At 61.3% G+C, this 13,974-nt stretch carries 13 protein-coding genes; 10 read left to right on the forward strand and 3 right to left on the reverse strand.

Annotated elements, in window-relative coordinates:
- Positions 1-22: 22 nt before the first annotated feature.
- From J0X03_RS14780 to J0X03_RS14790, 3 genes are read left to right on the forward strand one after another with little or no spacing between them, the layout of a single operon-like run.
- The gene (locus tag J0X03_RS14780; protein WP_047571998.1) at positions 23-1,639 is read left to right on the forward strand and encodes an aldehyde dehydrogenase (NADP(+)); all 1,617 of its coding nucleotides are present in this window, start codon (positions 23-25) and stop codon (positions 1,637-1,639) included.
- Positions 1,640-1,683: 44 nt separating this feature from the next.
- Positions 1,684-3,249 carry an APC family permease gene (locus tag J0X03_RS14785; RefSeq protein ID WP_047571999.1) on the forward strand — a complete coding sequence of 522 codons (1,566 nt, stop codon included), beginning with the start codon at positions 1,684-1,686 and terminating at the stop codon, positions 3,247-3,249.
- An 18-nt stretch (positions 3,250-3,267) separates the two neighbouring features.
- Positions 3,268-4,281, forward strand: coding sequence for an Ldh family oxidoreductase (locus tag J0X03_RS14790; protein WP_160204165.1), 1,014 nt, complete (start codon positions 3,268-3,270; stop codon positions 4,279-4,281).
- A gap of 46 nt (positions 4,282-4,327) precedes the next feature.
- Here the strand turns inward: J0X03_RS14790 and J0X03_RS14795 are convergent, their stop codons facing one another.
- The 3 genes from J0X03_RS14795 to J0X03_RS14805 all read right to left on the reverse strand — a co-directional run bounded on the left by J0X03_RS14795 (position 4,328) and on the right by J0X03_RS14805 (position 6,509).
- Positions 4,328-5,008: a hypothetical protein gene (locus J0X03_RS14795; protein WP_047572003.1), complete on the reverse strand. Its 681-nt coding sequence runs from the start codon at positions 5,006-5,008 to the stop codon at positions 4,328-4,330.
- A gap of 176 nt (positions 5,009-5,184) precedes the next feature.
- Positions 5,185-5,613 carry a universal stress protein gene (locus J0X03_RS14800; RefSeq protein WP_033642623.1) on the reverse strand — a complete coding sequence of 143 codons (429 nt, stop codon included), beginning with the start codon at positions 5,611-5,613 and terminating at the stop codon, positions 5,185-5,187.
- 179 nt (positions 5,614-5,792) lie between these two features.
- Positions 5,793-6,509, reverse strand: coding sequence for an autoinducer binding domain-containing protein (locus J0X03_RS14805; RefSeq protein ID WP_047024917.1), 717 nt, complete (start codon positions 6,507-6,509; stop codon positions 5,793-5,795).
- A 347-nt stretch (positions 6,510-6,856) separates the two neighbouring features.
- Here J0X03_RS14805 and J0X03_RS14810 point away from each other — a divergent pair, with 347 nt between their 5' ends.
- The 7 genes from J0X03_RS14810 (at position 6,857) to J0X03_RS14840 (ending at position 13,961) form a co-directional block, all read left to right on the forward strand.
- Positions 6,857-8,386 carry a 3-hydroxyacyl-CoA dehydrogenase NAD-binding domain-containing protein gene (locus tag J0X03_RS14810; RefSeq protein WP_160204164.1) on the forward strand — a complete coding sequence of 510 codons (1,530 nt, stop codon included), beginning with the start codon at positions 6,857-6,859 and terminating at the stop codon, positions 8,384-8,386.
- Positions 8,387-8,395: 9 nt separating this feature from the next.
- On the forward strand, positions 8,396-9,607 hold the full coding sequence (locus J0X03_RS14815; RefSeq protein WP_089191485.1) for an acetyl-CoA C-acyltransferase: 1,212 nt from the start codon (positions 8,396-8,398) through the stop codon (positions 9,605-9,607).
- Between the two features lie 15 nt (positions 9,608-9,622).
- Positions 9,623-10,834 carry a 5-aminolevulinate synthase gene (gene hemA / locus J0X03_RS14820; protein ID WP_094141843.1) on the forward strand — a complete coding sequence of 404 codons (1,212 nt, stop codon included), beginning with the start codon at positions 9,623-9,625 and terminating at the stop codon, positions 10,832-10,834.
- Positions 10,831-12,003, forward strand: coding sequence for an MFS transporter (locus J0X03_RS14825; RefSeq protein ID WP_060659689.1), 1,173 nt, complete (start codon positions 10,831-10,833; stop codon positions 12,001-12,003). The genes hemA and J0X03_RS14825 overlap by 4 nt, the downstream gene beginning before the upstream one ends.
- A complete protein-coding gene (locus J0X03_RS14830) occupies positions 11,996-12,715 on the forward strand; it encodes an enoyl-CoA hydratase-related protein (protein ID WP_122004054.1) in 720 nt (239 codons plus the stop codon). The genes J0X03_RS14825 and J0X03_RS14830 overlap by 8 nt, the downstream gene beginning before the upstream one ends.
- 135 nt (positions 12,716-12,850) lie before the next feature.
- Positions 12,851-13,417 carry a GNAT family N-acetyltransferase gene (locus J0X03_RS14835; RefSeq protein ID WP_160204163.1) on the forward strand — a complete coding sequence of 189 codons (567 nt, stop codon included), beginning with the start codon at positions 12,851-12,853 and terminating at the stop codon, positions 13,415-13,417.
- A complete protein-coding gene (locus tag J0X03_RS14840; protein WP_033644247.1) occupies positions 13,401-13,961 on the forward strand; it encodes a hypothetical protein in 561 nt (186 codons plus the stop codon). The genes J0X03_RS14835 and J0X03_RS14840 overlap by 17 nt, the downstream gene beginning before the upstream one ends.
- Positions 13,962-13,974 lie beyond the last annotated feature (13 nt).

Raw genomic sequence — 13,974 nt, forward strand, 5'->3', positions numbered from 1 at the left:
ACTTTCTCTACCGGGGGGACCCATGCCCAACGCTCGCGATGCCGCCATCAGCGGCCAACAATTTATCGGCGGCCAGCGCCGTGCTACGGGAGAAGCGGCGCTGCTCAGCCTGCGCGCCGACGACGGTCAGCCGACCGGCTACCGCTTCCACCAGGCTACGGCGGCAGAAACCGCCGCCGCCGCCGAAGCCGCCGCGGCGGCCTTTGATCCCTATTCGCAATGCAGCGCCGAACAACGCGCGAGTTTTCTCGACGCCATCGCCGAGGAGCTGGACGCGTTGGATGAGACCTTCTTCGCCTTCGCCATGCAGGAAACCGCTCTGCCGCCGGCGCGATTAAGCGGCGAACGCGCCAGAACCAGCGGCCAGATGCGGCTGTTCGCCACGCTGCTGCGACGCGGCGACGTCGAGGGCGTGCGCATCGACTGCGCGTTGCCGCTGCGTTCTCCTCTGCCGCGTCCCGATCTGCGTCAATATCGCACGGCGCTCGGTCCGGTGGCGGTGTTCGGCGCCAGCAACTTTCCGCTGGCGTTTTCCACCGCGGGCGGTGATACCGCCGCCGCGCTCGCCGCCGGCTGCCCGGTCGTGTTCAAGGCACACAGCGGCCATATGATCACCGCCGAGCTGACCGCTCAGGCGATCGAGCGCGCAAGGGAACGTATGGGCATGCCCGCCGGCGTCTTCAACATGATCTTCGGCAACCGTGTGGGAGCCGAGCTGGTGCAGCATCCGGCGATTCAGGCCGTGGGGTTTACCGGCTCACTGCAAGGCGGCCGGGCGCTGTTCGATCTGGCCGCGCAGCGTCCCCAGCCGATCCCGGTCTTCGCCGAGATGTCGAGCATTAACCCGGTCGTGATCCTGCCGCAGGCGTTGGCTCGGCGCGGGCAGCACATCGCGCAGGAACTGGTCTCCTCCTTCACGCTCGGCTGTGGCCAGTTTTGCACCAAGCCCGGCGTGATCGTCGCGCTGCGCGGCGTCGCCTTCGAACGGTTGGCCGCGACGATGAGCGCATTGGTCGACGCCGCCCCCCCACAGCCGATGCTGAATGCCGGCACGCTCGAACACTACCGGCGCGGGCTGGCCGCGCTCGATGCCCATCCGCACATACGGCATCTGGCGGGGGAGCGCGAGATTCTGCCTCACCGAGCAGCGGCGCAGCTTTATCAGGCGGAGGAAACATTGCTGCTGCAGGCCGATCCGCTGCTGCAAACAGAGGTCTTCGGCCCGGCCAGCGTGCTGGTGACGGTAGATAACGAAGCGCAGCTGCATGCGGCGCTGGCGGCGTTGCAAGGCCAGCTGACCGTCACGCTGCTGGCGGAAGACGGCGATCTCGATATGGCCGCCGGGCTGACGGCATTGCTGACGCGCAAAGCCGGCCGGGTGCTGTTCAACGGGTATCCAACCGGGGTAGAGGTGTGCGACGCCATGGTGCACGGGGGCCCTTATCCGGCGACCAGCGACGCACGCGGCACCTCGGTAGGCACGCTGGCCATCGAGCGTTTCCTGCGGCCGGTCTGCCTGCAAAACACCCCGGCGGCGCTGCTGCCGCCGCCGCTGCAGGACGCCAACCCGCTCAACCTGCTGCGGCTGGTGAACGGCGTTTACACCCGAGATCCCATAGTTTCACCTGCCCAACATTAGCCCGGCCGCATCTGCCTGCCACTCAATAACAAAAGGGTAATACCATGACAACCCAAGGCAAATTCAAGAAGCAGCTTACGCTCACCGATCTGACGTTCATCGGTCTGGGCGCCATATTCGGCTCAGGCTGGCTGTTCGCCGCCAGCCATGTCTCCTCCATCGCCGGCCCCGCCGGCATCTATTCCTGGCTGATCGGCGGCCTGGCGGTGCTGCTGCTGGGCATCGTCTACTGCGAGCTGGGCGCCGCCCTGCCGCGCGCCGGCGGCATCATTCGCTATCCGGTGTTCTCGCACGGCGAATTGATGGGCTATCTGCTGGGGTTTATCACGCTGATCGCCTTCTCCAGCCTGATCGCTATCGAGGTCGTCGCCGCCCGTCAGTACGCCGCCGCCTGGTTCCCGCTCCTCAGCCAGCCGGGTTCCGGCGATCCGACAGCGCTCGGCTGGCTGGTGCAGTTGGCGCTGCTGTGCTTTTTCTTCGCGCTCAACTACTACAGCGTCAAAACCTTCGCCAAATCCAATAATCTCATCAGCGTGCTGAAGTTTCTGGTGCCGCTGTTGGTGATCGTGGTGCTGTTCAGCTTTTTCAAACCGGAAAACCTGCACAGCCAGGGCTTTGCCCCCTTCGGCTCCGCCGGGGTTGAAGCCGCCATTTCCGCCGGCGGCATCATCTTCGCCTACCTCGGCCTGACGCCGATCATTTCGGTCGCCAGCGAGGTGCAAAAACCGCAGCGCACCATTCCCATCGCGCTGATCCTGTCGGTAGTGCTGTCCACCATCATCTATGTGCTGCTGCAGATAGCGTTTCTCGGCAGTATCCCCAGCGAGATGCTGAGCGGTGGCTGGGCCGGCATCAGCCAACAGTTTTCCCTGCCTTTCCGCGATATCGCCATCACGCTCGGCATGGGATGGCTGGCGTTTCTGGTGGTCAGCGACGCGATCGTTTCGCCCAGCGGCACCGGCAACATCTACATGAACGCTACGCCTCGCGTGATCTACGGGTGGGCGCGCGCCGGCACCTTCTTCAAACTGTTCACCCGGGTGGATGGTAAATCCGGTATCCCGCGCCCGGCGTTGTGGCTCACCTTCGCCCTCTCGGTCTTCTGGACGCTGCCGTTCCCATCGTGGGAAAAGCTGATCGGCGTGGTGTCCGCCGCGCTGGTGCTGAGTTACGCCATCGCCCCCGTCACCGCCGCCGGGCTGCGGCGCAATGCGCCCGATATGCCGCGTCCGTTCCGGGTGCGTGGTTTCTGCGTGCTCGGCCCGCTGTCATTTATCATTTCGGCGCTGATCGTCTTCTGGTCCGGCTGGGACACCGTCTCCTGGCTGCTCGGCTTGCAGATACTGATGTTCTTCATCTACATCCTGTTCAAGAATCAGGTGCCGACCCACGCCGTTAGCCTCAGGCAGCAAATTTGGTCCTCGCTGTGGCTAATCGTCTTCTATGCGCTGACGATCGCGCTTTCCTACCTCAGCAGTTTCGGCGGCATCGGCGCTATTGCTCATCCGTGGGACACCCTCACCATGGCGGTGATTGCGCTGGCGATTTACTACTGGGGCGCCTATACCTGTTTACCCCAGGCCAATTTTATCGGCGATGAAGAAGAATGACCCAGGGAGGACATCGAAATGACAACCATGCACGTTTTGTCGCTGGAACACGCTTATCAACTGGCGCTACGCGCACTGCGCTGCAACGGCTTCAATCAGGCGCATGCCGAGACAGTGGCGCAAAATGTCATTCAGGGCGAGCGCGACGGCTGTGCTTCGCACGGGTTGTACCGGCTGTTGGGCTGCGTCCGCTCATTACGGGCGGGCAAAGTCTCTGCCGATGCGAAACCCAGGCTCTTCGACCAGGCGCCGGCCATCTTGCGCGCCGATGCCGGCGGCGCCTTTTCCCTGCTCGCCTACCGCACCGCTCTGCCGGCCTTTATCGATAAGGTGCGCGCCAACGGCATCGCCGCCCTGGCGATCAACCACTGCGTGCATTTCTCCGCGCTGTGGGCCGACATCGAACCGCTGACCGAACAGGGTTTAGTGGCCTTAGCCTGCACGCCCAGCCACGCCTGGGTGACGCCGGCCGGCGGTTCACGCCCGCTATTCGGCACCAATCCCATCGCCTTCGGCTGGCCGCGCCCGGCTCGGCCGCCGTTTTTGTTCGACATGGCCACCAGCGCGGCGGCGCGCGGCGAAATCGAATTGCATCGCCGCGCCGGCATCCCGCTGCCGGAAGGCTGGGGCATTGATAAGGCAGGCAACCCCTCCACCGACGCCGCCAGCGTGTTGGAGGGCGCGATGCTGACTTTCGGCGGCCATAAAGGCTCGGCGCTGGCGGCCATGGTTGAATTGTTGGCTGGGCCGCTGATCGGCGACATGACCAGCAAAGAGTCGCTGGCCTATGACGACGGCACGGGTTCATCGCCCTACGGCGGTGAACTGATCATCGCGTTGGATCCCGAGCGTTTTCTCGGCGCGGATAAGGAGCGGTATTTCGCCAGCGCGGAGGCGATGTTTGCCGACATGCAAGCGCAAGGCGCACGCATTCCCGGCGAGCGGCGCTATCGGCAACGACGCCACAGCGAACAATACGGCGTGGAAATCCCCAGGACGCTGTACGACGAGATAGCGGCGCTGTGTGATTAGCGCCGAATTGATGCCCCCGCGCCGCCAATCCGGCGCGGGGCGAAGTTTAGCCTGCCTGAGCCAAGTCGCTGTGCAGGCGCTTGCGCCATACGGGTTTGCTGTCCCATTGGGCGAAATGTTTCGCCTCTTTACCAGGTTGCACTTTGTGCCACATGCCCTCTTGCCACCGGATCGGTTCCTTTCCGCGCAACGTTGGGCGGGTCTGTTTAATCGTTCGTTGCAAGACGCTCGCTTCTTCCGCAGTAATGTTCGGCGCCTGTCTGGCGGCGTCCAGCGCGCGGCTTCCCAGCGGCGCCATCACCTGATACAACACTTTGACCTGCTGCAGCGTCGCTTGCTGATTCGTGCTCATGCCTTTGCCGGACCAGTCGTCGAAATTTTCACCGGGATCGTCACCCTGCGCGCGATATTCGTTACCCGGCCCCTCGACGATATTCCAGCCTTGCCAGGTCACCAGGGTATGTAACCCATCGCGATCCTGCAGATTTTCATTCTTGATCTGTTTGAGCACCTCGGCGCGGTTAGGCACACCGATCAGATTCATAAACTCGTCGAGCGCGTTCCAGTGCTCGCCAGCCACCAGACCATTCCAGACATTACGTAAACAGTTCCAGGGGATGGTGTGATGCCAGGTCAGCGTGACAAGCGGTTTGGTTGGCGTATGTTGCCAATGGCTCGGTTCACTGCCTCGATCGCCTCTGATGATCCCATCGACTTCTAATGGCATGGCTGCCCCTCTTCTGGCTGAAATAAAGAATATGCGCAAGGCCGCTGGCCCGGTCGGCATAAAAAACGTCAGCTAAAATCGTAGCAGCTCAGGCTGAGATGGCAATAAAGCAGCCTGCGTTCTGCGGCCGACCGGCGACCGCAGACGCGCATGAAAACGGCGGACTTAAAGGAGGATTATCGAACCACCATCACCGATATATTGGCATGGCGAACGATGGCGGCGGCGTTGGAGCCCAACAGATAAGTTTTCACGCTCGGGCGACGCGAACCGATGATGATCAGATCGGCGTCGATCTCTTCCGCCAGTTCCAGCGCCTGATCGCGCGCAGAGCCAAAGCTGACGGTGTAATTGAGGCGATCTAACGGCAGATCGATTTCCGACATGATTTTCTTCAGCTTCTCCACCGCCTTCACTTCCGCCTGATTCTCAAACTCCTTGAGACCGAACGAATAGGCAGTAACAAAAGCCGAGGCATCCGGCAGCGCATGGAAAAAATGCACTTTAGCGCCGGACATCTTCGCCAAATATTCCACATGCTTCAGCGCATGCTCGGTCAACAGATCCTCTTCAATATCTATCGGCACTAAAATAGTCTTGTACATATCACATCCTTTCTATGTAAACCGGGTGCCTACAGAGTACTGCCGCGCACGGGCGCGGTGAACCGCTTTATCACGCTTTTGTGATCGGAGGTAAATACTGATAAGGACAATGCTTAATTTAACAAAATATAAACATCGCGCCGCTAACTGATAGGCGATTAATTATTTATTTCTCGCAATTAAATCAGCTGTAAATAAACGGCTTTGGCGGTGGCTGCGGTCTTATTGGCGACCGAAAGTTTTTTAATCGAGTTACCGATATGAAAATTGATCGTACGTTCACTCACCCCCATCAGCAGCGCGATCTCTTCCGCCGTTTTGCCTTCGCTGCACCAGCGCAAGATATCTTTCTCGCGCAGCGTCAGTACATCTTTTATCGCTTCGTCGTTCACCGATATCAACGCTTCACGCAGCGTTTTGTGGGCGGTTTGCGCCAGCCAAAGGAAAAAGAGTTCATTCACCGCGCCGGCCTGCGGCGTTTGCTGCGGCAGCGCCTTGCCGGCAAAAGTCAGGATCCCCAGGCGACCATAGCAATCCTTGACCGATTGCGACCACCCGGTGTGCAGACCAAACTGCGACATGCGCTGCCAAAGCGCCGGCCGCTCGTGATAAAAACTTTCGTCCCACTGGAATTGCAGCGTGGAATGGTGGGCTCGCTCGATGACAGGATCCTGCAAATACGCCCGCTGCCGCCGATAATCCTCGAGATAGCGCGCCGGAAACGTTCCTTCAACCCGCATTTTTGGCCGGCTCGCCGGATAACAGGAAAAAACGATGTAGGAGAAATAATCAAAACCCAGCGCCTCGACGCAGCGCCCCAGTTGGGTCAGAAAACGTTCGCGATCGGTCAAACTGCCAATCACCTCCGCCATGAGCCGTTGAGTGCGGGTATCCATAACGCAGGTTCTCCAAATAGCGATGTCGATTTATCGATAGGTCAGACTCACTATAGGATATCGCCGCCCGGCGCCAATAGCCGTTTCATATAATAAAAAATACGAACGCTATAACGAAAAAAGCTATTCCCCGGTTTATTTCCCTCAGAATAAGCCTTTTTATTGGGCTGAGCCGCAAAACTACGCGAATAGCATAACCCCGTCTGCAGGTAAACCTGTCATTTCTACCGTTAGACAGCCAAGACACCGCCAATTACTTTCCTCACAGGCACCCGGTGCCGCCGTAAATCCAAAGAGATAATAAGCATTTGCGAATTTCGCATGGCATACAGTGACGGGGATTTTCTATGGCAGAAAGTAATGCGGCAATTCAATCGGCTGCGATTATCGGCGCGGGAACGATGGGCAGAGGCATCGCTTATCTTTTGGCGCAAAAAAGCATTCGTACGGTGCTTTATAATCGCAACGGCAATACCCTCAATCAAGCTCGCGACGCTATCGTGCAAGACCTGAACAAAAAGGTGGAACAGGGCAAGCTCGCGCTGCAGGACAAAGACGCGGTGCTGGCTAATCTGACGTTCTCCGCGGAATTTGGGGCCATCGCCGACAGCGATCTGGTGATCGAAACCATCGCAGAGCATGAGCAAGCCAAACTCGAGGTGCTGGCGGCCATCGCCGCGACGGTCAAGTCCGACACGCTGATCGCCACCAATACCTCCTCACTGTCGCTTAATAAGCTGGCGACGGCGGTGACGCACAGCGAACGCTTTATCGGTTTGCACTTTTTCAACCCCGCGCCGCTGATGAAGCTGATTGAAATCATTCCGGCCTATTTTACCGCACAGGTCACCACCGCACGTTGCCGTCAACTGGTGGCGGCGTTGGGGAAACGCGATGTCGTCTGTCAGGCCACGCCGGGATTTATCGTCAACCGTATGGCCCGCCCCTACTATCTGGAAGGGTTCCGCCTGTTGGAAGAACACGTGGCGCGTGCGCCGCAGATCGACCGCGCCCTCAAAGCCGGCGGACACTTTCGCATGGGGCCGCTCGAGCTGACCGATTTTATCGGTCAGGACATCAACTATCAGGTCAGCCGGCAAATTTGGCAGGACATGCAGTACGATCCGCGCTATACCCCGGGCCATCTGCAGCGCTCGCTGGTCGATGCCGGTCTGTTGGGCAAAAAGAACGGCCGCTCCTATTTTTCCACCGAAGAATCTCCCCCGCCGCTTGCGGCCGCCGTCGATGCGGAGGTCGAGACGCTACGCATTTACGGTGAACATCCTCTCTTTACCCTGCTACAGCAGCGGGCCGCCCTGCAATGGCCGCGGCTGCGCGTGGAACAACGGCCGACATTACCGGACCTGGGCGCCGCCATTCAGGTCAATGACGCTTTCACCGTCAGCGTTACCGATGGCCGCACGGCAAACCAGCTTGCCGAACAGACCGCGGCGGACGCCTTTGTCGTCGATGTCGCCCTGAACTACGGCGATACGGCGTACCTGGTGGCGGCACATAGCCGCCATGCCTCTGCGGCCAATAAGGCGCTGTTTTTACGCCTGCTGCACACCGCGATCCCGCAGGTGGAATTTATCAAGGATTCCCCGGCCTTGATCGTCGCCCGCGTGCTCAGCAGCCTGATCAACGAGTCGGTGATCATGGTGGAAAGCGGCGTCTGCAGCCGGGAAGACATTGATGTCGCCGCCGTCGCCGGCGTGAACTACGCCGACGGTATTTTCGGCTGGCTCACTCGCCTCGGGGAGGAAAATGTCAGGACGACGCTGAGCAACCTGGCGCAATTGCTGCACGCGGCGCGCTATGCGCCGCATTACACCCTTCTGCACGCCGCCCAACCGGCGCTGACCACCACGCCTTAAGGATCCATGATGAGCATTAAAGATGACGGTGTTTATCTGATCGACGGCACGCGCACGGCGATCGGCGCCTATGGCGGCAGCCTGGCGCATACCCGCCCCGATGATATGGCGGCGACGATTATTCGCAGCCTGCTTCAGCGCCATCCGGCGGCGCAGCAGGATCTGGATGAAGTGGTGCTGGGCTGCGCCAACCAGTCCGGCGAAGACAACCGCAACGTCGCCCGCATGGCGACGCTGCTTTCCGGGTTGGATCAGTCGGTGCCGGCCATCACCCTCAACCGCCTTTGCGCCTCCGGGTTGGATGCGGTGATCTACGCCGCGGCGAAAATCCGCAGCGGCCTCAGCGAACTGATTCTGGCCGGCGGCGTGGAAAGCATGAGCCGCGCGCCCTATGTGCTGAGCAAGGGCGAAACGCCGTTCGACAAGGGGGTAAAGCTGTACGACACCACGCTGGGATGGCGCTTTGTCAACCCACGCCTGGCGGAACGCTACGGCAGCGATCCGCTGGGCATCACGGCGGAAAACGTGGCCCAACAGCAGGGTATCTCACGCGAGGAACAGGATCTGTTCGCGTTGGGCTCGCAGCAAAAAGCCCGCCGGGCGATCGACAGTGGTCGATTGGCGCGGGAAATCACGCCCGTGGATGTGCCGGCGGATCGTAAAACCACCCGTATATTCGCACAGGACGAATTCCCCCGGCTCAGCACGCTGCAGCAGTTGCAGGCGCTGAAACCGGCTTTCGCCGCCGGCGGTTCGGTCACCGCCGGCAACGCTTCCGGCATCAATGACGGCGCCGCCGCGCTGCTGCTGGCCTCCGGACGCTACGTGAAACGCCAGGGCTGGCAACCGCTGGCGGAGATCGGCGACAGCGCGGCCGCCGGCGTCGCGCCGGCGCTGATGGGGCTGGGGCCGATCGCCTCCACCGAGCGCTTACTGCAGCGCGGCGGGTTCACCTTGAACGACTTCGACATCATCGAGATTAACGAAGCCTTCGCCGCGCAGGTTCTGGCGGCGCTGAAACACTGGCGCATCGACGCCGGCGACGCGCGCGTCAACCCAAACGGCGGCGCCATCGCGCTCGGCCATCCGCTGGGAATGTCCGGCGCGCGCCTGGTGCTGTCGGCGGCGCTGGAATTACGCGATCGGCAGGCCGGCAACGCATTGGTCACAATGTGCGTCGGCGTCGGTCAGGGCCTGTCATTAAACCTTAAAGCCGTTTAACACAAGGAACATGCTATGAGCGTACTGAACATTCTTGAAGAAAAGTTGGCGGAAACCAAAAAGCAGGGGCGTTTTCGCGAGTTCCTCAACCTTGAACGCGGCGTACAGGACAAACCCTGGGCCACCAGCCACGGGCAACAAGGCGAGCGCCGTCTCAACGTCTGGTGCTCAAACGACTATCTGGCCATGAGCCACCACCCCAAAGTGCTGCTGGCCACCACCGACGCGGTTAACCGAGTCGGGTTAGGCACCTGCGGCGCCCGCAGCATTTCCGGCACCTCGGTCTATCACACTGAACTGGAAACGCTGCTGGCCAGCGCCTACGGCAAAGAGTCGGCGCTGCTGTTCACCACCGGCTTCGGCGCCAACGACGCCACCTTGTCCACCCTGTGCGACGCCATTCCCGATCTGATCGTGTTCTCTGACGAACTGAATCACGCCTCGATGATTTACGGGATTCGCTACAGCAAGGCGGAGAAAAAAATCTTCCGCCATAACGACGTGGCGCACCTCGCCGAGCTGCTGCAGGCCGCCGATCCGGCGCGGCCAAAGCTGATCGCCTTTGAGTCGCTGTATTCCATGGACGGTGACTTTGCTCCTCTGGCGCAGATTGTGGCGCTGGCAGAACAGTATCAGGCGCTGACCTATCTCGACGAAATTCATTCGGCCGGCGTGTATGGCGAACGGGGGCTGGGCTATGCCGAACAGCTGGGCCTGTTGGATAAAATCACCATTATCCAGGGCGGGTTCGGCAAGTCTTACGGTGCGGCGGGCGGCTATATCGCCGCGCCCCGTTCGGTGGTGGAAGCCGTGCGCAGCTGGGCGCCGGCATTCGTCTTCAGCACCTCGTCGCCGGCGCCGGTGGTGGCCGCCGCGTTGGCCAGCTTTAAATACAACCTCGAGCACGACACCCAACGCAAGCACCTGCTGGCGATCGTCGATCACCTGAAGACCGGTCTGCGCGCCGCCGGCATCCCGCTGGTGTCGGCAGACAGCCATATCCTGCCGCTGCTGGTCGGCGATCCCCATCGCAACAAACACATCAGCAAAGTGCTGCTCGATGAGCACGACATTTACGTGCAACCGGTCAATGCCCCGACGGTGCCTGCAGGCAGCGAGCGGCTGCGGGTGACGCCGACCTCGGCGCATTCCCATGCCGACGTGGAGACCTTCCTGGCGGCGTTGAGCCGGGTCTGGGCGGTAAACGATCTGCGGAGGGCGGGATGAAGTTAGCGGATTATAACGGCCATCTGGTCACGCTGTGTCTGATGGCGACCGGCACCTTCGCCATCGGCACCGACGCCTTTATCGTCGCCGGCGTGCTCAGCGACATTTCCGCGACATTTGCCGTCAGCCCCGCGCAAGCGGGGCAGTTGATATCGGTATTCGCGCTGGCCTACATGCTGTTTGCGCCTCTGACCGCCTGGCTGCTGGGCAACGTCAACCGCAAGCACATCCTGCAGTTGGCGCTGGTGCTGTTCATCGCCGGCAACCTGGCCTGCGCCTGGGCCACCAGCTATCTGCAGATATCGTTCGGCCGAGTGCTGGCGGCATTGGGCGCGGCCTGTTACACCCCGCAGGCCGCCGCCGCCGCAGTGGGGCTGGTGGCGGAAAAACGCCGCGGCCTGGCTATTTCCATCGTCTATGGCGGCATGACGCTGGCCATCGCGCTCGGCATTCCGTTCGGCACCTTTCTGGCCAAACTGATCGGCTGGCGCGACATCTTTCTGTTCATCGCCCTGCTGGGGGCGGTGGCGCTGCTCGGCCTGTCGCTGGCGCTGCGCGCTATTGCGGCGCCAGGCAAACATTCGTTGAAAGAACGCCTCGCCCCGCTGCGGCAAAAGGCGGTGCTGACCACGCTGCTGATCACCTTTTTCGCCGTGTGCTCGGAGCACATTGTTTACAGCTACGTCAGCGTGCTGTTGAAAGACACCCAGTTCGGCCCGGAAGCCATTCTGCCTTTGGCGCTGCTGGTGTTCGGCATTGGCGCGGTGATCGGCAATTTTGCCTCCGGCGCGCTGACCGACGCCCTAGGCAGCAAGTTCGTGCTGTTGTTTTCCGTGGCGATCCAGACGTTGTCCCTGTTCCTGCTGGCCTTTTACGTCACCTCGCCCTGGTGGGTGCTGGCCATCTTTCTGGTCTGGGGCATCACCGGCTGGATGTATCTGGTGCCGATCCAGCATCACCTGTTGTCGCTGTCGAAACGCTTTGGCGCGCTGACCGTGTCGCTCAACAGCTCGGTGCTGTACGCCGGCATCGCGGCCGGCGGCATGCTGGGCGGCCTGTCGCTCTATGCGTTGCCGGCCCACTATTTGCCACTGTTTTCGCTGCCGCTCGGCGCCATCGCCCTGCTACTGACGCTGCTGTTTTTCCGGGGAGAGACCAACAATGAGTGAAGCCCTCCCGGTGCTTTATGAGCGCCACGGCGCGCAGGTTGCGGTCATCACCCTCAATCGGCCGGAGAAAAAGAACGCCATCAACCTGCAGATGGCCGAATTGATCCGCAGTTACCTGCGGCAGGCGGATAATGACGATACGATACGCGCGATCGTCCTGACCGGTCAGCCGGCGGTATTTTCCGCCGGCATGGATGTCACCGCATTCCGACAGGGCGAACTGCCCATCGTCACGCCGGAGGGATTCGGGGGACTGATCCATGCGCAGATCGCCAAGGTGATCATCGCCGCCGTTGACGGCATCGCTTACGGGGGCGGCTTTGAGCTCGCCCTGGCTTGTGATCTGATCGTCGCCGGCCAGAACGCGCGCTTCAGCTTCCCCGAAACCGGGCTCGGCTTGGTCGCCGCGCAAGGCGGATGCGCGCGCTTGCCGGCGCGAGTTTCTCCCTATGTCGCCCTCGACTGGCTGCTGACCGGCAGAACCGTCGGTGCGCGGGAGGCCCTGTCACACGGCGCCATTTCCCGCATCAGCGAGGGCTCGGCTCGGGAAGAAGCGCTGCGCATCGCCGAGCAGATCGCCGGGAAGGATCTCGCCGCCAGCCTGGCCGTGAAGGCCATCGTGCGCCAGGGGCTGACGCAGCGCGAGGCGCCATCGTTCGATTTTCAGCAGGCGCCGGTCGAACGCCTGCGTCAGGCGGCCGCTCGTCGTTAACCCCCTTATTGCTTGCCGGCTTGCCTGAGCCGGCATTTCCCGCTACGCCTCCCCGCCACAGCTCATTTTACGCAGACCGCCTCTCGGCGCTGGGCTACACTGCCGGTAGCCCTCATGCGCTGATAAGGAAAAATAATGCGCCACTTGCCTCTGCTGACCCCCAGACTGATCTTGCGCCCGTTCACCGCCGACGATCTGCCCCACTTTACCGCCTACCGCAACCATCCTGACGTGGCGCGCTACCAAAGCTGGAGCGACTACAGCGCCTCCGAGGCACAGGCCTTTTTCGCACAGCAACGGCGGCTCGAATTCAACCGTGACGACAGCTGGTTTCAACTGGCGGTCGAGCGCCGCGAGGACGGCGCGTTGCTGGGCGATGTCGCGGTGCATTTTTTCGATGAAGGGCGTCAGGCTGAACTGGGCGTGACCTTCGATCCGGTTCATCAGCGGCAAGGACAGGCGCGCGAGGCGCTAAGCGCCGTCATCGCCCTGCTGTTCGGGCCGCTGGCGAAACACCGCATTACCGCCGTGGTGGACGCGCGTAATCTTCGCGCCGCCGCGTTGTTCAGTAAGCTGGGCTTTCGCCGTGAGGCCTGTTGGCGGCAAAACGTGTTTTTCAAAGGCGCATGGGGCGACGAATTCGGTTTCGCCCTGCTGCAAAGTGAATGGCGGGAGCATGAACAACATGACGCTGTTGAATAAATATCTTGGGCAATACCAGTTCTCTGAGCGGCATACGATCGTCATCACCGCGCCGCAATCGCGGGTGCTGGACGCCGTGGCCGCTTACGATCCCAAGCGCGATCGTTTTTTCCGCAGCATGATAGCGCTGCGCGAATTGCCCGCGCGGCTGATGCCACGCGATAAGCCTCGTCCTCCGCCGTTTGGCCTGCATAACTTTTGCCTGCTTGAGCAGGATGAAACCGCGTTGGTCTATGGCCTGATCGGCCGGTTTTGGCAGGCCGAATACGGTTTGGTGAAGGTCGCTGACGGGGCGGACTTTCAGGCCTTCGCTCAGCCCGGCGTCGCCAAACTGGCGCTGGGGTATGCCGCGAGCCCGCTGGAGGGCGGGCGCTGCCGCCTGGTAACGGAAACGCGCATCTTCTGCCCCGACAGCGCCAGCCGGCGGCGGTTTACTCCCTACTGGTATGCGATTCGCCTGGTGAGTGGGTTGATAAGACGCCGCATGCTGCGCGCCATTAAAACCGCCAGCGAAAAGCAGACGGCGAATCATTCACCAGATTGATTAATTTAAGAGC

Origin of the sequence: Serratia ureilytica, from assembly GCF_017309605.1 — a bacterium.
GTDB classification, from domain to species: Bacteria; Pseudomonadota; Gammaproteobacteria; order Enterobacterales; family Enterobacteriaceae; genus Serratia; species Serratia ureilytica.

What these genes read in the sequence shown, in the direction of transcription:
- J0X03_RS14800 (WP_033642623.1), bottom strand. Translation starts at nt 5,613, where the DNA reads ATGTACAAGACTATTTTAGTGCCGATAGATATTGAAGAGGATCTGTTG.
- J0X03_RS14825 (WP_060659689.1), top strand. Translation starts at nt 10,831, where the DNA reads ATGAAGTTAGCGGATTATAACGGCCATCTGGTCACGCTGTGTCTGATG.
- hemA (WP_094141843.1), top strand. Translation starts at nt 9,623, where the DNA reads ATGAGCGTACTGAACATTCTTGAAGAAAAGTTGGCGGAAACCAAAAAG.
- J0X03_RS14840 (WP_033644247.1), top strand. Translation starts at nt 13,401, where the DNA reads ATGACGCTGTTGAATAAATATCTTGGGCAATACCAGTTCTCTGAGCGG.
- J0X03_RS14815 (WP_089191485.1), top strand. Translation starts at nt 8,396, where the DNA reads ATGAGCATTAAAGATGACGGTGTTTATCTGATCGACGGCACGCGCACG.
- J0X03_RS14795 (WP_047572003.1), bottom strand. Translation starts at nt 5,008, where the DNA reads ATGCCATTAGAAGTCGATGGGATCATCAGAGGCGATCGAGGCAGTGAA.
- J0X03_RS14830 (WP_122004054.1), top strand. Translation starts at nt 11,996, where the DNA reads ATGAGTGAAGCCCTCCCGGTGCTTTATGAGCGCCACGGCGCGCAGGTT.
- J0X03_RS14785 (WP_047571999.1), top strand. Translation starts at nt 1,684, where the DNA reads ATGACAACCCAAGGCAAATTCAAGAAGCAGCTTACGCTCACCGATCTG.
- J0X03_RS14790 (WP_160204165.1), top strand. Translation starts at nt 3,268, where the DNA reads ATGACAACCATGCACGTTTTGTCGCTGGAACACGCTTATCAACTGGCG.
- J0X03_RS14810 (WP_160204164.1), top strand. Translation starts at nt 6,857, where the DNA reads ATGGCAGAAAGTAATGCGGCAATTCAATCGGCTGCGATTATCGGCGCG.
- J0X03_RS14835 (WP_160204163.1), top strand. Translation starts at nt 12,851, where the DNA reads ATGCGCCACTTGCCTCTGCTGACCCCCAGACTGATCTTGCGCCCGTTC.
- J0X03_RS14780 (WP_047571998.1), top strand. Translation starts at nt 23, where the DNA reads ATGCCCAACGCTCGCGATGCCGCCATCAGCGGCCAACAATTTATCGGC.
- J0X03_RS14805 (WP_047024917.1), bottom strand. Translation starts at nt 6,509, where the DNA reads ATGGATACCCGCACTCAACGGCTCATGGCGGAGGTGATTGGCAGTTTG.